Annotated in this window: 20 protein-coding genes and 1 tRNA gene; 9 read left to right on the forward strand and 12 right to left on the reverse strand. The window is 55.3% G+C overall.

Annotated elements, in window-relative coordinates; translation table 11 throughout:
* Positions 1-68: 68 nt before the first annotated feature.
* Both plsY and SRBAKS_RS05680 read left to right on the forward strand, forming a co-directional pair.
* Entirely contained in the window at positions 69-656 is a 588-nt protein-coding gene (plsY, locus tag SRBAKS_RS05675) for a glycerol-3-phosphate 1-O-acyltransferase PlsY (RefSeq protein ID WP_229594677.1), read from the forward strand.
* Positions 657-661: 5 nt separating this feature from the next.
* A complete protein-coding gene (locus SRBAKS_RS05680) occupies positions 662-1,603 on the forward strand; it encodes a cation diffusion facilitator family transporter (RefSeq protein WP_229594686.1) in 942 nt (313 codons plus the stop codon).
* Here SRBAKS_RS05680 and hflX read toward each other — a convergent pair.
* From hflX to SRBAKS_RS05695, 3 genes are all read right to left on the reverse strand, one after another.
* Complete coding sequence (gene hflX / locus SRBAKS_RS05685; protein WP_229594717.1) at positions 1,597-3,204, reverse strand: GTPase HflX; 1,608 nt, start codon at positions 3,202-3,204, stop codon at positions 1,597-1,599. The genes SRBAKS_RS05680 and hflX overlap by 7 nt on opposite strands.
* 43 nt (positions 3,205-3,247) lie before the next feature.
* Complete coding sequence (locus SRBAKS_RS05690) at positions 3,248-3,844, reverse strand: IMP cyclohydrolase (RefSeq protein WP_229594719.1); 597 nt, start codon at positions 3,842-3,844, stop codon at positions 3,248-3,250.
* Between the two features lie 570 nt (positions 3,845-4,414).
* Positions 4,415-4,978 (reverse strand): tetratricopeptide repeat protein, encoded by a 564-nt coding sequence (locus tag SRBAKS_RS05695; protein WP_229594721.1) that lies wholly within the window; start codon positions 4,976-4,978, stop codon positions 4,415-4,417.
* Positions 4,979-5,420: 442 nt separating this feature from the next.
* On the opposite strand from SRBAKS_RS05695, the gene flgB reads away from it, so the two are divergent.
* From flgB to SRBAKS_RS05730, 7 genes are read left to right on the forward strand one after another with little or no spacing between them, the layout of a single operon-like run.
* Positions 5,421-5,831, forward strand: coding sequence for a flagellar basal body rod protein FlgB (gene flgB / locus SRBAKS_RS05700; RefSeq protein WP_229594724.1), 411 nt, complete (start codon positions 5,421-5,423; stop codon positions 5,829-5,831).
* Entirely contained in the window at positions 5,832-6,272 is a 441-nt protein-coding gene (flgC, locus tag SRBAKS_RS05705) for a flagellar basal body rod protein FlgC (RefSeq protein ID WP_229594726.1), read from the forward strand. It begins immediately after the preceding gene.
* A gap of 14 nt (positions 6,273-6,286) precedes the next feature.
* The gene (gene fliE / locus SRBAKS_RS05710) at positions 6,287-6,619 is read left to right on the forward strand and encodes a flagellar hook-basal body complex protein FliE (RefSeq protein ID WP_229594728.1); all 333 of its coding nucleotides are present in this window, start codon (positions 6,287-6,289) and stop codon (positions 6,617-6,619) included.
* A 54-nt stretch (positions 6,620-6,673) separates the two neighbouring features.
* Positions 6,674-8,269 carry a flagellar basal-body MS-ring/collar protein FliF gene (gene fliF / locus SRBAKS_RS05715; RefSeq protein ID WP_229594730.1) on the forward strand — a complete coding sequence of 532 codons (1,596 nt, stop codon included), beginning with the start codon at positions 6,674-6,676 and terminating at the stop codon, positions 8,267-8,269.
* Positions 8,270-8,272: 3 nt separating this feature from the next.
* The gene (gene fliG / locus SRBAKS_RS05720; protein WP_229594732.1) at positions 8,273-9,271 is read left to right on the forward strand and encodes a flagellar motor switch protein FliG; all 999 of its coding nucleotides are present in this window, start codon (positions 8,273-8,275) and stop codon (positions 9,269-9,271) included.
* Entirely contained in the window at positions 9,258-10,007 is a 750-nt protein-coding gene (locus SRBAKS_RS05725) for a FliH/SctL family protein (protein ID WP_229594734.1), read from the forward strand. Before fliG ends, SRBAKS_RS05725 begins: the two co-directional genes overlap by 14 nt.
* A 3-nt stretch (positions 10,008-10,010) precedes the next feature.
* Positions 10,011-11,384: a FliI/YscN family ATPase gene (locus SRBAKS_RS05730; RefSeq protein WP_229594736.1), complete on the forward strand. Its 1,374-nt coding sequence runs from the start codon at positions 10,011-10,013 to the stop codon at positions 11,382-11,384.
* Here SRBAKS_RS05730 and SRBAKS_RS05735 read toward each other — a convergent pair.
* From SRBAKS_RS05735 to SRBAKS_RS05775, 9 genes are all read right to left on the reverse strand, one after another.
* Positions 11,381-13,525, reverse strand: coding sequence for an AsmA family protein (locus SRBAKS_RS05735; RefSeq protein ID WP_229594738.1), 2,145 nt, complete (start codon positions 13,523-13,525; stop codon positions 11,381-11,383). The genes SRBAKS_RS05730 and SRBAKS_RS05735 overlap by 4 nt on opposite strands.
* Positions 13,526-13,553: 28 nt before the next feature.
* A complete protein-coding gene (locus SRBAKS_RS05740; RefSeq protein ID WP_229594740.1) occupies positions 13,554-13,862 on the reverse strand; it encodes a MerR family transcriptional regulator in 309 nt (102 codons plus the stop codon).
* Positions 13,863-13,982: 120 nt separating this feature from the next.
* Positions 13,983-16,382, reverse strand: coding sequence for a phenylalanine--tRNA ligase subunit beta (gene pheT / locus SRBAKS_RS05745; RefSeq protein ID WP_229594742.1), 2,400 nt, complete (start codon positions 16,380-16,382; stop codon positions 13,983-13,985).
* A gap of 80 nt (positions 16,383-16,462) precedes the next feature.
* Entirely contained in the window at positions 16,463-17,515 is a 1,053-nt protein-coding gene (pheS, locus tag SRBAKS_RS05750) for a phenylalanine--tRNA ligase subunit alpha (RefSeq protein ID WP_283816532.1), read from the reverse strand.
* 3 nt (positions 17,516-17,518) lie between these two features.
* Complete coding sequence (gene rplT / locus SRBAKS_RS05755) at positions 17,519-17,872, reverse strand: 50S ribosomal protein L20 (protein WP_229594753.1); 354 nt, start codon at positions 17,870-17,872, stop codon at positions 17,519-17,521.
* 179 nt (positions 17,873-18,051) lie between these two features.
* On the reverse strand, positions 18,052-18,249 hold the full coding sequence (gene rpmI, locus SRBAKS_RS05760; protein ID WP_229594756.1) for a 50S ribosomal protein L35: 198 nt from the start codon (positions 18,247-18,249) through the stop codon (positions 18,052-18,054).
* 39 nt (positions 18,250-18,288) lie between these two features.
* Complete coding sequence (gene infC, locus SRBAKS_RS05765; protein WP_229596922.1) at positions 18,289-18,837, reverse strand: translation initiation factor IF-3; 549 nt, start codon at positions 18,835-18,837, stop codon at positions 18,289-18,291.
* Positions 18,821-20,758, reverse strand: a complete 1,938-nt coding sequence (gene thrS / locus SRBAKS_RS05770; protein ID WP_229594758.1) for a threonine--tRNA ligase — start codon at positions 20,756-20,758, stop codon at positions 18,821-18,823. Before thrS ends, infC begins: the two co-directional genes overlap by 17 nt.
* Before the next feature lie 88 nt (positions 20,759-20,846).
* Positions 20,847-20,921 (reverse strand) — tRNA-Val (locus tag SRBAKS_RS05775).
* Positions 20,922-21,044: the final 123 nt, after the last annotated feature.

A 21,044-nucleotide genomic window follows, 5' to 3' on the forward strand; every position in this document is an offset into this window, starting at 1 on the left:
CTCTTTCCTTATATGAATAAAATAGGTATCATCCCTCGGCACACAGCGTAATTTCAGGAGAAATATATATGTCATTGATAGTCTGGTTCGTACTCGCATACATTCTCGGTTCCATTCCCTTCGGTCTGGTTATTGCCAAAAGCATGTGCGGCCTTGATCCGCGCCTGGATGGCAGCAAAAACACTGGCGCCACCAATGTGGCCCGCCTGTGCGGCACAAAGTACGGTGTAGCCACCCTGGTGCTGGATGTTCTCAAAGGCCTCCTGCCCGTGGCTTTTGCCTCTGCATGGATTGATTCCGACATGGCACTGAGCATGGTCGCACTGGCAGCCATCCTCGGTCACGTCTTCTCCTGCTTCATGCACTTCAAGGGCGGCAAGGCCGTGGCCACCACAGTGGGTGCGTTCCTGGCGCTGGCCACCTGGCCCACCATCATTGCGGCGATCCTCTGCCTCCTGATGGTCTGGCTCACCGGCCATGTGTCCATGGGATCTCTGACACTGGCGCTGGCGCTGCCCGTCTGCATGCTCCTGTCCGGCAATATAGGCTACCTGCCCATGGCCCTCGTCGTCATGGTCATTCTCTTCTGGCGGCACAAGGACAACATCAAACGTCTCGCTCGCGGTGAAGAAAACCCCTGGATCAAAAAGGATTAACCGCCATGACAGGCGATTCTCCCAAGCGATACGCCGTCTACTCCATTCTGGCGTCACTCCTGACACTGGGGTTGAAGTTCGGTGCCTGGGCGATGACCGATTCTGTCGGGCTGCTGTCCGATGCCACCGAATCAGTGGTCAACCTGACAGCCGGAGTACTGGCGCTCATCTCCATCATCATTGCCATGCGCCCGGCCGACCAACATCATGCGTATGGGCACGGCAAGGTTGAATATTTCTCCAGCGGCACAGAGGGCGTCCTCATCATCGTCGCCGCCTTCGGCATCGCGTATGCCTCCATCAACCGTTTCTTTTCACCACAGCCGCTCAGCAACCTCGGGCTGGGCCTGATTCTCGCGCTCCTCTCATCCGTGGTCAATTTCGTCACCGCCAAGGTCATGCTCAACGCGGCCAAACGGTTTGACTCCATCACCCTCGAAGCCGACGCCAAGCACCTGCTCACCGATGTCTGGACTTCAGTGGGACTCGTCGCCGGGCTGGCCATCATCGTCCTGGTGCCGGAGTGGAGTCTCCTTGACCCGATCATTGCCGTGGCCATGGCCGTGAATATTGTTTTTACCGGTCTCGGACTGTTAAAACGATCTGTCAGCGGGCTCATGGACGATGCCCTGCCTGAAGAAGAAGTCAAGATCGTGGCCCGCTCCATCCGGCGTCATCAGGGAGAAAACGCGAGCTTCCACGGATTGCGCACCCGAAAAGCCGGTCAGACACGGTTCATCGACTTCCACCTTCTGGTCCCTGGCACCACTTCCGTGCAGACTTCACACGACCTGTGCGAGGCCATTGAGCATGACATCAAGTGCACGCTCGACAATGCGAAAGTGACCATCCATGTGGAGCCGCTGGAATGCTCCAAATCCTATGACGGGATGAAGGTAGGCGGCGTGTGCGCCGCGTATATCGACACGGAATGTGACGATCAGTAGCCCTGTTTCTCCCAGGGAATACTCGTCAGGATCGCGTCGACAACCGGCGCCAACGTAGGCCGTTTCACCGCCACTGCCGGGATACCCTCCGGGAAAACATTGTGCATGGCATCGCGCCCCTCGGCATCGAGCCTGTCCCACTTGTTGAGTACGAGTACGCCCGGGATGTCGCCCAAATCCATATCATTCAGGATCGTGCGCACAGCCCCCACCTGCTCCTCCACTTCGGGATGGGAGGCGTCACAGACGAGCACCAGTAGATCGGCGGAATCCAACTCTTCCAACGTGGCCCGAAAGGCTTCTTTCAAATCCGGCGGCAGACGGCGAATGAATCCAACCGTGTCGGTAAGGACGACCTCGCGCTCCTGTGGAAAGCGGATACGTCGGCTGGTGGGGTCCAAAGTGGCGAACAGTTTATCCTGAGCCAAGACTTTGGACTGGGTGAGCGTATTGAGCAGCGTGGATTTACCCGCGTTGGTGTAGCCCACCAGCGAGACAATGGGCAACCCGGCCTTGGCCCGACGTTCGCGTGTCTGGGTACGCCGCTTCCTGACCTGCTTGAGTTCGGCTTTCAGCCGCGTCAATCGGTCATTGGCCCGACGGCGATCGATCTCAAGCTTGGTTTCACCGGGACCTCTGCCGCCGATGCCACCCATGAGCCGGGACATGGCCCGGTTCTTTCCGACCAGTCGAGGCAGGGTATATTTGAGCTGGGCCATTTCGACCTGCAACTTGCCTGACTTGCTGGTGGCGTGTTGGGCAAAAATATCAAGAATGAGCTGGGTACGGTCAAGAATCTTGCGCTCGGTCACCTTGGCAAGGTTGCGAATCTGGGTAGGTGACAATTCCTGATCAAAGATGATGACAGAGGCATTGGCCTGCAGCGCGCGGACTTCCAGTTCGGCCAGCTTTCCCTTTCCCATGATGAACTTGGGGTTGTGCTTGCGCACCCGCTGGATCATGGTCCCGACACTCTCCAGCCCGGCCGTGTCCGCCAGTTCGCCCAGCTCCTCCAGGGAAAGTTCCTGCACAGGACGCGGAGTCTTGTCCACACTGACCAGCAACGCGCGGTTTTCATCAGACGAGGTTCCCTGCCCATCCAACTGCCGGTTGAATTCATCCTCCATCGCATCCACGATGGAGCCAAGATCAAGATCAAACCGATCCCAGCGCATGGGCTCAAAGACTTCGTAACTTTTGTCCTCCGGATTGGGAGGCAACAGATGCGCCGCCTGAACGACATCGGGAAATCCGTCGTGCACATTGAGCGCAACCACGGAATCAAGACGCAGGAAGACCATATCCATAAGGTCTTCCTGCGACAAAGATTCGTCGGAAAGGTGTGTGTGAAGAAGACGCAAACCACGCAATCGCCCAGAGGATAGCCGCTTGCGCGGCAGTTCCGGGATATAAATGGAGCGGTTGTCACCAACCAGCACCATATTGACCTTGCCCTGGCGGTCTATGAGTAAACCGAGCTGACGACCGGTCTCGGCGGACAGCTCCGCCATCTCGCGAGCCTGTTCATTGGTGTAACAGTCATCCGTGGGATACTGCCGTTGATACAGACGCGACAGCCGTTTTATCTGGCTCGGCTTCAACCCTTGCAGGTTGCCAATGGGCTTCTGGGCGATGACGTATCCCCTATGCGTCGTTTTCTGACAGGTATTTTGTAATCATGGCATCGTATTCACTGACAAGCTTGAATGTCAGCGCAGCCATTTCCTTACGGAATTCAAGGGAGATGCCGCCCTTCTCCTCAATCTCCTTCTGCACTACGGAGTAGTACTGGGGATCAGGGACCACGCAAATGGAGTGAAAGTTCTTGGCTGTGGCGCGCAGCATGGTCGGGCCACCGATGTCAATCTGCTCCACAGCGGCCTTCAAATCCAGCCCTTTGGCCACGGCATCTGCGAAGTTGTAGAGGTTGACACATATCAGATCGAAAGGCTCGATGCCGAAATCGCGCAGGGTCTCCATGTGTCCCTCGTCATCCTTGTCGGCCAGAATGCCGCCATGAATGTTGGGGTGCAGAGTCTTGACGCGACCACCCAGAATTTCGGGGAAATCGGTGACGTCGGACACGGAGGTGACAGGCAGTCCTGCTTCGGACAGCATTTTCTTGGTGCCACCGGTGGATACCAATTCACAACCATTGTCGATCAGAAATTTACCGAATTCGGCCAGACCGGATTTATCGGTAACGGAAAGAATCGCCTTTTTGACGGGCAACAGGTTCATAACGCACCTCTCTTGATGTTTTGAGAGTTGGTGCCAGATTTAGGGCAGGAAAGCAAGCAACAGAGGCACCTTAACACTGTTAAAAAACGAAATTGCAAAACATGATATACACCGTACTATTTCGACCGGAAAAGGATAAATGAATGAACTGGCGCATTTTCAGAATGATGTACAGCACATATGCAACATTCAACATGAAAGGACCTTCATGCATTCATCCCTGCAAACAGGTTCAAATCAATACAATAAATACGTGTTCCCTGAAAACATATGGCGCACATTCATCTGATACAGCCTCGTGTGCATATGAACAGAGGCACCGTACAGACCGTTCAGCAGAGTGGGAAGAAAAGACATGGGAATAGACAAGACCGCCGCACAGGTTTCCCATGCGAGGATGTGTATATTCAGCAATATACCGGAACAGACGATCCTGCAGGCGTCAAAGACGCACCCACAATTCACGTACCTCGGCAATCATGCGTTATGAACGGCCTGCCGCAATGGCTGGTTTCCCGCCCCGCCCATACTGAACAGGACGGGAAACCAACGGGGAGGGGAGACCGTAGTTTAGGACTGGATCTGCGCGAGCATTTCCTTGGCGGATTCGTTGTCCGGGGACATTTCGAGGATTGTCTCGAGCTGTTCACGGGCCGCGTCTCTTTGATCAAGAACCACGAGACATCCTGCCAGGGAGTAACGCACTTCCTGCTTACCCGGGTCGATTTCGAGGTATCCTTCAAGATACGGGACGATCTCTGCCACACGATCCAGTTCATGGCCGAGCCTGATCAGACTGAACAGGGCAACCATGTTTTCGGGGTTCAGCTTGACCGCTTCGACGAACATGGAAAACGCTGCTTCCTGTTCGCCGTTTTCCATGCGGATAAGCGCTATCCCGGAAAGACTCTTGTCGGTGGGCTCAATGTTGTGAGCTTTTTCATACATGACCATGGCATCGGCCAGATCACCGCGCTGAACAGCGACGGTAGCCAAGCCGAGATACGGGTCGGGGTGGATGCCATTGGAGCTGACGGCTTTCTTGTAATACTCTTCAGCCTTGTCCAGCTCACCCATGAACAGGTAGCACTCACCGAGTTCCTTGTTGATTTCGTAATCCAGATGACCACTCATAATTTTCCCCTCCATTTCTCCTTTACCCGGAGGGCCGGGTGAAAAAGTCTCCTTGGCCACACTTGGCCGACAAAAACCTAGCAATGCCCGTGCCAAACAATCCGGCAATACCACGAAACGCATGGCGGATTACGACACAACATTGTGATATACATAAGTTTTTAAAACACACACTCACTGAATGAACGCCAGACTACCACAACCTGATTTTGGCAATGCGGCATTTTCTGCCTTAACATTACATAAGGTAAATCCGCCTGCCCCCCCTCAAATGCGTCCACACATGGCAAAATGACGCCGGATTGCGTCTCAACATTTTTTATCCTTTATTTACAGAGTATTACACAAATGGAACGGGAGTTGCTAAACTCCATGCGTGTTTGACGGGAATACGACCCTGTCAGCAACAGAAAACAGAGAGATAATGTAGGAGGATCAAGGCATGCGAGGACTTTTTGAACGTCACATCCAATTGACAGGCAAGGTCATGGACCTGCGTCTGCAACGTCAAAATCTCGTCACGGCGAACATCGCCAATGTGAATACTCCTGGTTACAAGGCCCAGAGTCTTGAATTCGAAGAGAAGCTGCAAAGCGCCCTGAACCAGAATGCCCTGGGTAAAATGACCCGCACCGCATCCGACCACATGCCCACGGAATTCAGCACCGCCGGTTTTAAAGGGGATGGCCTGGAGGCATTCAAGGCCCGGGAGATTCATGGACAGGACTCTGTGAACCTGGACAAGGAAATGGCTGAGAATGCGAAAAACACCATGATGTACAACGCGCTCAGCTCGATTATCAAAAAGAATTTTCAAGGCATGACCAAAGTCATTCAGGAAGGGAGTAAATAAATGGACTTCATGACTGCAATGGACATCAGCTCGTCCGGCCTCAAGGCTCAAAGAGCACAGCTCAACGTCATTTCAATGAATATGGCGAATATTCGAACAACCAAGACTGCGGATGGCGGACCATACCAACGCAAGTCAGTATCTTTCGAATCCACGCCGGTGTACTCGCCGTTCGCGCAGGAAATGCACGATCAGCTCAACCGCGACCTTCATGGCGTCAAGGTCCTTGGCGTTACCGCAGACCAACGCCCTTTCAAGCAGGTTTACGAACCGCATCATCCGGATGCAAACGACCTGGGATATGTCACCTACCCCGATATCAACGTTGTCGAGGAAATGACCAACATGATGCAGGCCATGCGCGGCTATGAGGCCAATGTTCAAACCATTCAGGCCGCAAAGCGCATGTTCCAGAAAGCCCTGATGATAGGCAACGGTTAAAAAGGAGAAGAACCATGGTCGTCAAAAGTGTTGCAATAAACGCATACCAGCATGCCCTGAACGCCAACCGTCGAACGGCATTGGAAAAGCAGGTCTCCAACAAGCTGCAAAAGCCTCAGGAAGAGGCCCAGGGATTCACGGAGACACTTCAGCAGTCGCTGAAAGGCGTCAACGACATCCAGACCGAGAAAAAGCATATGATCGAAGAATTCGCATCAGGCAAATCGCAAAACGTCCATGAGCTCATGATCACCATGCAGAAAGCGGGACTGACCATGCAGATGACCGGCGCGGTACGCAGCAAGATCATGCAGTCCTACAAAGAAATAATGCAGATGCAGTTCTAGAGAACTCTGTCAGCCCAGTAATACACACACCTTTCAAGTTGCGGGAGAGAGAAGATGCCTCCGTTCGTCGAAGAATATTGGTCAAAAATCAGTGGACTCTGGTCCGAACGCACCGTGTCACAGCGTATCCTGATCGGTGGCCTGGCTGCTTCGGTCATCATCGCCTTTGCGCTCATGATCTATTGGATGAACAAACCCGATTACCGCGTCCTGATGACCAACCTCTACCCCGAGGACGCCTCGCGGGTCGTGGGCATGCTTCAGGCAGCCAAGGAAGACTACAAGCTGGAAAACGGCGGCAAGACCGTCCTGGTCCCGGCGAACCGTGTCTATGAACTGAGGCTCCAGGTGGCGGGCGAAGGCAACCTACACGGACAGGGTATCGGTTTCGAAATTTTTGACGACATTCAGATCGGCCAGACCGATTTTGTCCAGCACGTCAACTACCAGCGCGCTCTTCAGGGCGAACTGGCTCGCACCATCACGGAATTCCCCATGGTCGTAAAGACGCGCGTGCATTTGGTCATCCCGCAAAAATCCCTTTTCATCGAAGACCAGATCTCCCCGTCAGCTTCCATCGTCCTGCAACTCAAGGATGACGGCAAGCTTGAACCGAATGAGACTCAGGGTATCGTCAATCTCGTTTCCATGGCTGTCGAAGGCCTTGAGCCCGCATCCATCACAGTCACCGACATGAAGGGCCGCCCGCTCTACACCCCGGAAGACGAGAACAACGGTCTTTCCCTGTCAAATGCCCAGCAGCTCCACAAGGCGAGCGTCGAAGCCAAAATCCAGCGTCAGATTCTTGAACTCCTCGGCCCTGCTGTCGGCCCTGACAAGGTCATCGCCCGCGTCAACGCTGATCTCGATTTCAGCCAGCGCACCCTGCGCAACGAAACCTTTGACCCGGACGGCTCGGTTGTCCGATCCGAGACCCGGTCCGAAGAGACAACGGCCGGTGCCGCTTCTCTGGCTGGCGGCGAACCAGACGCCAACTTCCGCGGCGACGGATTTGCAGGCACCCGGACCACCCAGGACTCAACACGGGAATCCCGGACCACCAACTTTGAAATCAACAAGACTGAAGAATCCGTCGTGACCCCGGTTGGGGAGTTGAAACGTCTCACGGTTGCGGTTATCCTGGATGGCACATGGGAAACGAATCCGGACACCGGAGAATCCGTTTACACACCGCGTACGGCTCAGGAAATTGAACGCATAAGAAACCTGATTGAAAACGCCGTGGGGTTTGACTCCACGCGCGGGGACACCATCGAGGTTTCAAACATCTCCTTTGGCGAGCCTGAAATCTATGATGCGGACTCCGTCCTGCGGACCATGCTGGAATACGCTCAGCGTCTGGGCAAGCCGTTCCTCAACGGCATACTGATCTTTCTCTTCCTCATCCTGGTTGTGCGCCCGGTGGTCATGGCTCTTATCAGACCCCGTGTGGCAGAACAGGAGATCGAAGAGATGGCCGGTCTGCCCGGTGCCGAACGACTGGCTCTGGAAGAAGAAGAGATGGACGAAGAGGCTCTGGACGCATCACGACGCTTGGAAAATGCCAAGAACCATGCTGTTCAGTTGTCTGATGAAAATATTGACCAGGCCGTGCAACTGCTCAAGACCTGGCTGACTCAGGAGGCTTAGACCATGGCTGACTTCACCGGACCCCAGAAAACAGCCATCGTGCTCCTCGCTCTTGGCGAGAAGTTTACGGGGGAAGTGTTCAAGCGGATGGAGCGCAATGAGATTGCGGCCGTGTCCAAGGCCATGCTCGAAACCGACTCCGTGCCCAAGGAAGAGGTCCTCGAAGTGCTCAAGGAGTACAACGAAGCCCTTGTCTACGGTGCCGAGCTTCTGGTGGGTGGCCCGGAACAGGTCAAGCGTCTGCTGACCAAGTCTCTGGACGCGGAAACCGCCAAATACATCATGGACTCCCTGGACCTGGACACCGGCCCCACGCCCTTCCAGGAATTGGAGAACGTCAGCCCGCGCATCCTGGCCCAGATCTTGCGGAACGAACACCCGCAGACCCTGGCCCTCATTCTGGGACATCTGCATCCGGATCAGGCAGCCGAACTCATTCAAAACCTGCCCGCCGGCGTCCGCGCCGAAGTACTCATGCGCCTGGCCAAACTGGAAGCCGTTGCCGAAGAGATGCTTATGGAAGTCGACAAGGTTCTGCAGAGCCAGCTCATCGCCATGGGCGGCAAGGAAGGCAAAAAGGTCGGTGGTGTCAACTCCGTTGCTGAAATTCTCAACGCCGTGGACCGCAACACCGAGGAAGAGGTCCTCTCCGAAATCGAAGAGGAATCCACCCAGATGGCCGAGGACATCAGAAACCTCATGTTCGTTTTCGAAGACGTCAAATCCGTTGACGATGTCGCCATTCGCGAACTGCTCAAGGAGGTTTCCAACGAAGACCTCACCGTGGCGCTCAAGGGTGCCTCCGAAGACCTGCGCGACAAATTCTTCAAGAATCTGTCGGAACGTGCGTCTGCAATGATCAAGGAAGACCTGGAGATCATGCCGCCGAAGAAGCTTTCCGAAGTCGAAGCGGCGCAGCAGTCCATCGTCAAGACGGTCCGCCGTCTGGAAGACGAGGGCAAGATTGTCATCAGCAGAGGCGGCAGCGATGTCTTTATCTAGATTCGGTACACGCAACCCCAATCTCACGGGCAAGGTGGTCATGGGTATGACCACACCCGGCCCTGACGAGATGACCATTCAGGAGATTGAAGGCAAGCGCCAGATCATGTGGGACGACGCCACCAATGAGGAATACCTCAACAGGGTCAAGGACAAAGCCAAGGAAGCGGCCAAAGAGATCAAGCTCCTGGCAGAACTGGAAGCTGAAGCACTGAGGGCCACTGCACAACGCGAAGGATACGAAGCAGGATTGGTCCAGGCTCAAGAAGAACTGGATCAGCATGTGCAGGCCCTGACATCCCAGACCGAAGACCTGCTGGCCAAACTGGGAGCATCCGGCTCCTCCATTTTCGAAGCCCGCAGACAGGACATCATCAGTCTCATCCGCCTTGCCGTGGAGAAAACCCTGAAGGTAGAACTGGAAGAAAAACGCATGGCATCTCTGGAAGAGCTCATGCAGGAAGCGTTGGACCGCATTGAATCCCAACGTCAGCTTGACATCCGGTGTCATCCTGCTGACGTGGAGGGGCTGGAGGCGTACCTGTCCACCATTCAGGAGCGCACCCCCTCCCTGCAATACTGGAGCGTCAAAGGGGACGCCAGCATTGAATCCGGCGGCGTGATGGTCGAAGCTGCCGGAGGAAAGGTGGACAACACCATTGATACGCGCTGGAATGGCGTTGAACCTATTTTTGAACAATTGGCCGCCCAGATCACGGCAACTGACGAGGATTAGTCAATGAGCATGGAATCGAGGTTCGGCCTGCTCGAAGAACTGGACCCCTGCCAGACCTTCGGCAAGGTCACCAAGGTCGTCGGCCTCATCGCCGAAGGCCATGGGATCAAGGCTCCGCTCGGCTCCGTGTGTTATCTCATGCCCCCTGGCGGCGATCCCATCCCCGCAGAGGTCGTCGGTTTCAAGGACAGCGCCTGTCTGTTCATGCCCTACTCGGACATGCGCGGCATAGGCCCCGGCTCCCTCATTCAGAACGCGGCTACCCCGCCTCACATGCCTGTTGGACCGGAATTTCTGGGACGTGCCGTGGATGCCTTTGGCGATCCTCTTGACGGCAAGGGCCCCATTCACTCAGAAACATTTGTTCCCCTGCACCGCGAACCGCCGAACCCGCTGGAACGCCCCCGCATCAACGAACCGCTGGATGTCGGCATCCGCTCGGTCAACTCCCTGCTGACCCTTGGCAAAGGCCAGCGCGTAGGCATCATGGCCGGTTCAGGCGTGGGTAAATCCACAACACTCGGCATGATGGCCCGCTATACCAAAGCGGATATCAACGTCATTGCCCTGGTTGGCGAGCGTGGTAGAGAGGTAGTGGAATTCATGGAACGCGACCTCGGCCCCGAGGGAATGAAACGCTCCGTACTGGTGGTGGCCACATCGGACAAAAGCCCGCTCATTCGCATGCGCGCCGCCTATGCGGCAACGGCCATTGCTGAATATTTCCGTGACGAAGGCAAAGACGTCCTGCTCATGATGGACTCTGTCACCCGATTTGCCATGGCAGGTCGCGAGGTCGGTCTGGCTGCAGGCGAACCGCCCACACGCGGTGGGTACACCCCCAGTGTGTTTGCCCACCTGCCACAACTGCTGGAGCGCGCAGGCAAAAACATGAAAGGCTCCATTACCGGCATATACACGGTGCTGGTGGATGGTGATGATTTTACGGAACCCATTGCGGATTCCACCCGTTCCATTCTTGACGGTCACATAGTGCTGACCCGCGAACTGGCCGATCTCGGCCATTATCCGGCCATTGACGTGCTCAAGTCCATAAGCCGTCTTCGTTCCGACATCACGACAAACGAAGCACAAGCCAACGGTCGCAAACTGCTCAGACATATGGCGACATTCAAACGGGTCGAGGACATGGTCAATATCGGCGCCTATCAAAAGGGCGCCAACGCCGAAGTGGACAAGGCCATATCCATGGTCGGCCCCATCAACACGTTCCTGCGCCAGCTTGTGGCCGAACAGGTCACGCTGGACGAAGCGTTTGCAGCAATGAATGCACTTGTTGGAGAGCAGAAAAAAGAACAGCCCAAACAAGCTCAAGCGGCCCCTTCACCAGAGAACATCGGCGTCAGCATGGGTTAGAAGATACCGAGGAACTTGCCTTTGCTCGATCCGCTTTTGCTGCTGGAGCCACTATCATCCAACGCGTCTCCCACACTCTCGACCGCCCCTTTGACGCCGTCAAAGACACTCCCGGCAACATCGAGCACCATTCCGCCTAAGGCTTTGACATACTCGGTAATGGAAACCCAGTAGTACGGATTCTCCAATGTTCCGGTGACATGAATGGGCACCATCACCCCGATGAGATCGTCAGAGTCCTTGCCCCCCTGCCCCTCGGCCTGAGGTACGAGTTTGGCCTTGACCATGTAGTCGATCTCCCGCGTGGGCAGATAGACAGCACCGGCTCCGGTGGCACGCAGCCCTGGCGCCTTGACCTCCAGGTCCCTGTTTCTGACCACCCCTTTGCGGATGACACCGGTACCGGTAATGGCCCCGAACTTCGTGGAATCCGTTTTGGCCGCCTCCACCTTGCCGCCTTCTGACTTACGCTTATGCGTCTGTCGGGCCATTCGGGTGAGGTCGACACCGGGAAACACACCATCAGCCAGATGAAAATCGAATTTTCCATTCGTGTTGGAAAGTATATCGTACACTCGACTCCCAACACTGGAAGCCGCGAGTTTGAAATCAAGCATACCGGCCCGCTTTGAATTGCCGGTCATATCACGGGACAGGCCGCCCACATCGACTTTTTCGATGGTCGCAGTCATCCCGGATCGGGGAGTCGGTCCCTGTGCGTTGACAATGGAAGTACCGCGAATAACCCCGTCGTATGCATCCATGGACACTGATTTGAGACGAACTATGCCATCTTTTGCATCCAGTTTGGCGACAACATTTGTGACGTTCGCCTTGCCGATCGTCAGCTTTGCGACCCTGGCTTCCACGTCAAAGGCCAGGTTGCGGATCACATCAACAGGCAGGATCGTATCATCCTTCTCGCCATTTGCCGCCTTTTTCTTGGAGTTCCGCGTCGTGCCGGCATGTCCTGTCGGCAGATACCGATCAAGATCAAGCGTGCCCACGTCGATACGGGCAAAAACAAATGGCAGCGCCCCGGCCGCTTCTGCCCGCCCCTTGGCCACGATACGCGCATCGTCCGCATTGGCCTCCAGAGCATTCACGGTGAGCACTCCCGACTCATAGGCAAAATCCACCATGCCGTTCAACCGAGTCAATGCCTTGGGATCAGCTGTGGCCGGAAGTTCTTCTCCTAGGGCTGCCAGGGTCTTTTTGGCGTTGAACGGGTCAAGAGTGATGACCCCCGCCATTTTTTCAACACTCTTAGTAATCCCTTGCACAGTGGCGTCAGCGTGCACGGTGACCCCGTAAGAAGAAGCCTTCAGGCCCGAAACCTGGGCACGCTCCTCGTTAAAATTCAAGGTCAGAAATTTGAGATTCACACTCGCCTTCGTCTTTCCGCCAGGAATGACCTCACCCTCGGCATCGACCTTCAGCTTCATATCCATGTGGCTGTATTCGCGATTCTCCATGTCGATGGATGATTTCCCGGACAAGGAAATCGTCCCTTTGACGTTTGGGGCGGGACAGGCAAAAGCAAGATTAACATCCACGGGGAAGAGAGCGCCCTGCCGAACCTTGCCAGTGGAGACAGTGAGGCCGCTCAGCACAAAGGCCGTGTCAGTCATTCTGTCGTCCCACTGAAATCGGGCATCCGTAATGGAAACATCGCCGACCTCAAGGGAGAACGGCTCGATATCAAAGGGATCAGACTCGGAAGAAGTCTCTGGACTGCGACCAACAAGATCAGCCCAGTTGGTTGTCCCGTCTGCTTTGCGCGCCAATTTGAGGTCCAACTCGTCAAGTCGGAGATCTCCAAACTTGACCTTGCCGAACAACAGCGGGAACGTCTGGATAGTAACTCGACCGGAAGCAGTCGTGATCATAGGCTCAGGTCCGAAGCCTTCTGCGTTGCTGAGCGTCAAACCACCCAACTCGACACCAAAGCGTGGAAATACCAGGAGGTTGAGGTCTCCATCAAAAGTCAATGTCCGGCCCGTGGTATGCTCGACAGCCTGCGCGATACGGTCCTTGTATTCATTGAGATCAATGACAGTGACCATGACCACCAGGGCCAGAACGAACAGGAAGGCAAGCCCGCCTGCTCCAATCAAACTCCATTTGGCAACCTTACGCATCAGGATCTCCCATACTGACGATCAGCGATCACTTGGACAACAAGCGCTTAATCGCCAACAGTTCATCACGTACCTCAAGCAGTAATCCCCCCTGCTCACTGGTACGAAGTTTCCGTTTGGCACCGTCAATGGTCAACCCTTCATCATAGAGCAGCCGCTTGATTTCACGCAGCACTTCCATGTTTTCTTCTGTATACAACCGTTGCCCAGCGTCGGTGCGGATGGGATCGATCTCCTCGAATTCATCCTCCCAAAACCGCAGAGTATGCGTTTTCACGCCTATCTCACGGGCCGCCTGGCCAATTTTGTATCGCTTGAAGTCCAATAAATCATCCATCTCAGATATCTAACAAATCAGACGACAGGCTTCAATACGTTTACACGATTTCCACCGGATGGGACAAAAAAAGCCCCGCTCCTGAAGGAACGGGGCTTTTTTCATACATTACGGATAGATCTAAAAATGGATCGGCAGATTCTTTTCAAGGGCTTCAAGGATCTTCTTGTGCTCCTTGTCCACCTGCTTGTCCTTCAAGGTCTTGGTCGGTGAACGATAGGTCAGACGGAAAGAGATATTGCGCTCTTCATCCTGTCCCTCTGGCACAAATTCGGCCACCAGTTCGACAGATTCGAGGATCTTGATATTGGTATCCAGAATGGCTGTACGGATCACATCGGCGGTCAGAGTGGCCGGGCCAATGACCGTGATGTCACGGCGGCTTGACGGGTAGACAGGCAGCGGAGCGAATTCGATCTTGTGATTCTCCACCATGTCGCGCAACTGATCCAGATCAACGTCGGCCAGCCAGGCTGCCTTCTTTGCATAATAAAAATCAGCGATATCTCCCTTGACCTGCCCGATGAAACCGACAGGCGTCTCGTTGACGCTGACCTGCACGCAGGGTTCAAGGTAGGCGTGACCTTCCATCAGTGTGAATTCCGGCTGCTCAAGCTTGAGGGAATCCTCCACCAGATGCTCGATGAGTCCCTTGACGTCCAGATAGTCTGCATCGGCAACGCCCCACGGCCATTCATTGGCGTGACGAGGACCGTGCAACAGCATTGCCAGTCGAGTAAATTCGCGAGTCTCGGTCTCGGACTCCGCATCGGCCACGAACTTCTTGGCCACCTCGAAGATACGGACATGATTGTTGCCCTGTGCGAGGTTGTTCTTGAGCGTGTTGAGCAGTCCCGGAGCCAGATCGGTACGCATGACGTTCTGATCTTCAGACAACGGGTTGGCAATGAAGACGCGCCCTTCTTCCGGCAGATTGAGACGATCGAGATCATCGGAACCGACAAAGCTGTAGTTGATGGCTTCGCTCAAACCGACACCTGCGCCCCAGGTCTTGATGCGCTTGATGAAATCATACTCTGTGCCGGTGCTGACAGTGTCCAGCGACTTGGCAACCTTGGGCAGCACGGCGGGGATGCGGTCCAGTCCGTAGACGCGACCCACTTCCTCGTACAGATCCACTTCACGTTCCAGATCAAGGCGGTGGGAAGGTGTGGCAACGGTCCAGTTCTCCGGGTTGGCGTCATCGACGGTACACCCTTCGAGCGTAAACACTTTCTTGGCAAAATCCGTATCCAGATCCAGACCCAGCAGCGACATGCAGCGAGTGTGACGGTATCCATGGGAGCGATCCTGCCACGGCTGCGGCTCGGTCGAAGTCACGCCGGAGATGATCTTGCCTCCCGAGGTCTCAGCCATGAGCTGAGCCGCGCGGTCCTGACAGAAACGGGTCATCTGCTGGTCCACGCCACGCTCGAAACGGTAGGATGCGTCGGACGGCAACGCCAGACGGCGGGCGGTCTTGCGAACAGTACCCGCTCTGAAAACGGCGGCCTCAAGCAGCACACTGGTGGAGCCTGAATGCATCTCGGAGTTGGCGCCGCCCATGACGCCAGCCAGGGCGACAGGTTTTTTGCCATCCCAGATGAGCAGGTCATTGGCCGTCAGCGTCCGCTCCACATGATCCAGCGTGGTGAACTTCATGCCGTCGGTGGCCGGGGCCACGCGGATAGTGGCATCCTCGATCAGATCAAGGTCAAACGCATGCTGCGGCTGGCCCAGCTCGAACATGACATAGTTGGTCACGTCGACGATATTGGAAATGGGGCGTTGACCGAGTGCGAGCAATTTGAAGCGCATCCAGTCAGGAGATTTCTTTGTTTCCACACCCTTGATGATGCGGGCATGATAGGCCGGGCACAATGCGGGGTCATCAATGATGACCTTGATTTCGTCAGCGCAGTTACCGCCGGACTCAACCAGATTCAACTCCGGCATGGTCAGGGGCAGGTCAAACGCGAGGGCGGTCTCACGGGCAAACCCGAGGATGGAAAGACAATCAGCGCGGTTGGGGGTGATATCAAAATCAAAAACCGTGCGCTCAAGCCCAAGGGCGTCAACCAGTTTGTCACCGACAGCAAAGGACTCATCCAAAACCCAGATGCCTTCGTGGTCGTCCGACAGGCCGAGTTCCCGCTCGGAGCAGATCATGCCGAATGACTTGATCCCGCGGAGCTTGGCCTTCTTGATTTTCATCCCTTCGGGCATGGTCGTTCCGACCGTGGCGACCGGGACTTTCTGCCCCTTGCCCACGTTGGGTGCGCCGCACACGATGGTCAGGGTTTCAGGGCCACCCACATCCACGGTGCAGACCGAGAGCTTTTCGGCCTCGGGGTGCGGCTCGCACTCAACGACATGACCGACCACGATGTCCTTGATCCCCTCGAAAGGATCGTCGATCCCTTCCAGCTCAAGACCCAGCATGGTGAGCTTATCGCCCAGTACCTGGATATCTCCCTCGTAGGGGACGAACTCACGCAACCAATTCAAGCTAACTAACATTGCACTACCGTAAACGGTGAAAAGTTATGAAAAAGCGGTCCGGTCAGAACACACGGAACTGGCCGGACCGCGAGTAATCTTTATGCGAACTGTTCCAGGAATCGGACGTCGTTCTCAAAGAACATGCGCAGGTCACCGATGCCGTATTTCAGCATGGCGATACGTTCGATGCCCACACCAAAGGCAAAGCCGGTGTAAACTTCGGGGTCGTAGCCCACGGACTTGAAAACGTTCGGATCGACCATGCCACAGCCCAGAATCTCGACCCAACCGGTGCCCTTGCAGACACGACAGGTCTTGCCGTCGGTCTCACCTTTACCACCGCACAGGACGCAGGAGATATCGACCTCTGCGCTCGGCTCGGTAAACGGAAAGAAGCTGGGACGGAAGCGGACATCCGTCTTTGCACCGAAGATCTGGCGCACGAAAACGGTCAGGGTGCCGCGCAAATCTCCCATGGAAACCTGCTTATCGACCAGCAATCCCTCAATCTGATGAAACATGGGAGTGTGGGTCAAGTCGGAATCACGGCGATAGACCTTGCCGGGCGCAATGACGGCCACCGGAGGCTGCTGCTTGAGCATGGAACGGATCTGCATGCCCGAGGTATGCGTCCGCAGCACGATGTTCTCCGAAACATACAGGGTGTCCTGCATGTCACGGGCCGGGTGCTCGGGCGGAATATTCAGCGCCTCGAAGTTGTGCCAGTCATTCTCCACTTCCGGTCCGGCTGCGTGCGAAAAGCCAAGGCCTGTCAGCACGTTGCAGACTTCGTCCATAACCAGGGTCACCGGATGCAGAGAGCCTGCCCACGGTTTGCGGCCCGGCATGGAGGGATCGAATTTCGAGAGAGACAGGCTCGTCTCGGCAGCGCCGAGTTCGGCTTCCCAGGCATCAATCAGCGCAGTAATGTGCTGCTTAATCTCGTTGGCCTTCTTGCCGCCAGCGGGCTTGTCCGTATTATCGAGCTTGCCGAGCTGGCCCATGAGCCCCGCGAGCTTGCCCTTGCGACCCAGAAACTCGATGCGGAGTTCTTCCAATTCCTTTAACGAACAAGCCTGGCCCTTGCGAGATTCGCAATCCTGGGCCAGGCTGTCGAGTCCTTCCAGGAAGGACTTCAATTCATTACTCACAATTTAGCTCACTTTGGCTTTTGCGGCCTCTGCGATTTTGGCGAACACGGCAGGATCGCGCACGGCCATATCGGCCAGGACTTTGCGGTTCAGCTCAATGCCGGCCAGCTTAAGTCCATTCATCAAACGGCTGTAAGAAAGGCCGTTGAGGCGAGCGGCTGCGTTGATACGCATGATCCACAATTTGCGGAACTCACGTTTTTTGCGCTTGCGATCACGAAATGCATTACAAAGGGCTTTTTCTACACGCTCACGAGCGGTGCGGTACAAGCGGGAGCCTGCTCCACGGTAACCCTTGGCCATTTTCAGATATTTTTTGTGGCGCCTCTTGGCGGCGACACCGCGTTTAACTCTCATGGTTAAACCTCCATCTTTAACTACCTCCCGGGCCGGACGGACTCCCCCAGCGAGGCAAGATTCTAAATGTTATTGTACATAACGGGCATCTCGTCTGAACCGAACTGACGCTACGTGCGAACCAGGGCCATTCCCTGATTCTCTTTGAACGCGGCCAGCAGGCTTATTCAGGCGGATTGCTAGCCGTTGGGCAACTGACGACGAACAGCCTTCATGTTGGCGGAGTCCACGGTGGTGGACTGGCCCAGGCGACGCTTCCTTTTGGCATTCTTCTTGGTCAGAATGTGCCTCAGGTTTTTGCGGCGGCGCTTGAACTTGCCAGTTGCGGTCTTGGAGAACCGCTTGGCTGCTGCACGGCGAGTTTTAATCTTAGGCATAGTTATCCTCCTAGTAAGGGAACAGGTCCCTTCAGGTGTCTACTTTTTAACGGGAGCAAGCATCATCGTCATCGTCCGTCCTTCAGACATGGGCTTGCTCTCGACTTTTGCGATATCCTGTGTATCCTCCACGACCCTGTCGAGCATTCTCAGCCCGCGGTCCTTATGGACGATCTCACGGCCCCGGAAGAAGATGGTCACCTTGCAGCGATCTCCTCCACCGAGAAATTTAATAATCTTGCTGAGCTTGGTCTGGTAATCGTGCTCATCGGTTTTAGGTCGGAATTTGACTTCCTTGATCTTGATGACGGTCTGTTTCTTCTTCGCTTCCTGCAACTTTTTCTGCTGCTGGTACTTGAATTTACCGTAATCCATGATCTTGCAGACGGGCGGGTCGGCGTTCGGCGCGACCTCAACAAGGTCGAGTCCCTTATCGCGAGCGCGTTCAAGCGCGTCACGGGTTGCCAGGACTCCCAGCTGTTCTCCGTCCTCGTCCACTACCCGCACTTGGGGAATGCGGATTCTCTCGTTGCGCCGGACCTGGTCTTCTCGCCTCTGGTCTCGGTTGTAATTACCCCGAAAAGCTATAGCTCATGCCTCCTGCTTCGAAAGGAGCCTTCGCAGCATCCAAAATCAACTGCGCGGCTTCTTCCAATGAAACCAATCCGGGGTCTTCTCCGTCTCGTGAACGAATATTGACGCACCCGGCTTCCACCTCTGTATCACCGATTACCAACATATACGGGATTTTCTCAACCTGAGCTTCCCGAATCTTGAATCCAAGCTTCTCGTTGCGCGTATCCGCTTCGATACGAATACCTTTTGATGCAAACAACGCCTTGGCTTTCTTTACAAAATCAAGCTGAGCATCTGTCACGTTCAGCAAACGCGCCTGTACTGGAGCCATCCAGACAGGATACGCACCAGCACAATGCTCCGTCAAGACGCCGATGAAGCGTTCGATGGAGCCGAGCATGGCGCGATGGATCATGACGGGCCTGTGCCGTTCACCATCCTCGCCGACATATACTATGTCAAACCGCTCTGGCAAGGTGAAATCCACTTGAATTGTACCGCACTGCCAGGAACGTCCGATGGAATCGCGCAGATGAAAATCGATCTTGGGACCGTAAAAAGCACCGTCGCCTTCGTTGATCTGGTATTCCATGCCGGATTTTTCAAGCGCCTGACGCAGCCCTTCGGTGGCCACATCCCAGTCCTGATCAGAGCCGATGGACTTCTCCGGACGGGTGGACAGCTCCACGTCGAATTCATAGTCGAACAGTGCGTAGATGTCCTGATAAAATTTGATGAGATCGAGAATCTCTTCTTCCACCTGATCAGGGCGGCAGATGAGGTGCGCATCATCCTGTGTGAAGGACCGGACGCGCATGAGACCATGCAACACACCGGACTTCTCGTGACGATGCACCACGCCCAGCTCGAAATATCGCTGGGGCAGATCACGGTAGCTCATGATTTTCCGCTTGTAGATCATCATGTGCGCCAGGCAGTTCATGGGCTTGATGCCGTACGCCTGATCGTCGATCTCCGTGAAGTACATGTTCTCACGATAGTTCTCGTAGTGACCGGACTTCTCCCACATCTCGCGCTTCAGGATGAGCGGTCCCTGAACGAGATCGTATCCCCGCTTCAGGTGCTCCTTGCGCTCGAAGTCTTCGAGAATGGCACGCAGCAGCATGCCGCGAGGATGCCACAGAGACATGCCGGGGCCGACGTCTTCGTTGAAGGAGAACAGGTCAAGCTGCTTGCCGAGCTTGCGGTGATCACGCTTCTTGGCCTCTTCCAGGCGGAACAGGTACTTCTTGAGCGCCTTGGGGTCCTGCCAGGCAGTTCCGTAGATGCGCTGGAGCTGCTTCTTGTTCTCGTCACCGCGCCAGTATGCACCGGCCACGGACAACAGCTTGAACGCCTTGATCATGCCGGTACGGGCCACGTGCGGGCCGCGGCACAGATCAGCGAAGTCGCCGTGCGTGTATATGGAAAATTCATCGCCGCCCAGGTCGTCCATGATCTCGGGCTTGTAGTCTTCACCCTTTTCGGAGAAGAACTGCTTGGCCTCGTCAACGGACATGGTGGTACGGGAAAACTCTTTGTTCGCACCCACGGAGCTGAGCATCTCTTTTTCGATGGCTTCAAGATCTTCGGGCGTGAACGGACGTTCGTAATCGAAGTCGTAGTAAAATCCGTTCTCGATGGAGGGACCGATGGTCACCATGGCGGCCGGGAAAAGCTTCTTCACGGCTTCAGCCATGAGGTGGGCTGCGGAGTGACGGATAACACCCAGCCCCTCTTCGCTATCCGCGAAGACGGGCTCGATGGTAGTACACGTTCCGGAAACGGCAGTAGACAGATCAACAACGGTGTCTCCGCACTTGGCGGCCACGACCTTCTTGAACTGCTTCTTGGACAGGCCCTCGGCAAGGGCATCGGCACACACGGCGCCGTCGGCCAATTCGATCTGCTTTCCAGCAACGTCAACTTGCACTACTCAAACTCCTTATATGCCTGAAAAAATACAGGACCTTTAAAACGATGAAAGGGAGGCCTCTGAGGCCTCCCTTCCGGGGATGTTCTGGTAGGCGCGGAGGGATTTGAACCCACGACCCTTTGCACGTCAAGCAAATGCTCTCCCCCTGAGCTACGCGCCTTCTCGTCGAAGCGAGATGTGTAACTATATGTGGAGCGGTCTGATGTCAAGCGGCATGTGATATTTTTTTCATTTTTTTTCAAAGGTAATAAAGCTTAAATGGAAGCTGTTTGCACCAGAATCG

Origin of the sequence: Pseudodesulfovibrio sediminis (genome assembly GCF_020886695.1) — a bacterium.
Taxonomy (GTDB): Bacteria; Desulfobacterota; Desulfovibrionia; order Desulfovibrionales; family Desulfovibrionaceae; genus Pseudodesulfovibrio; species Pseudodesulfovibrio sediminis.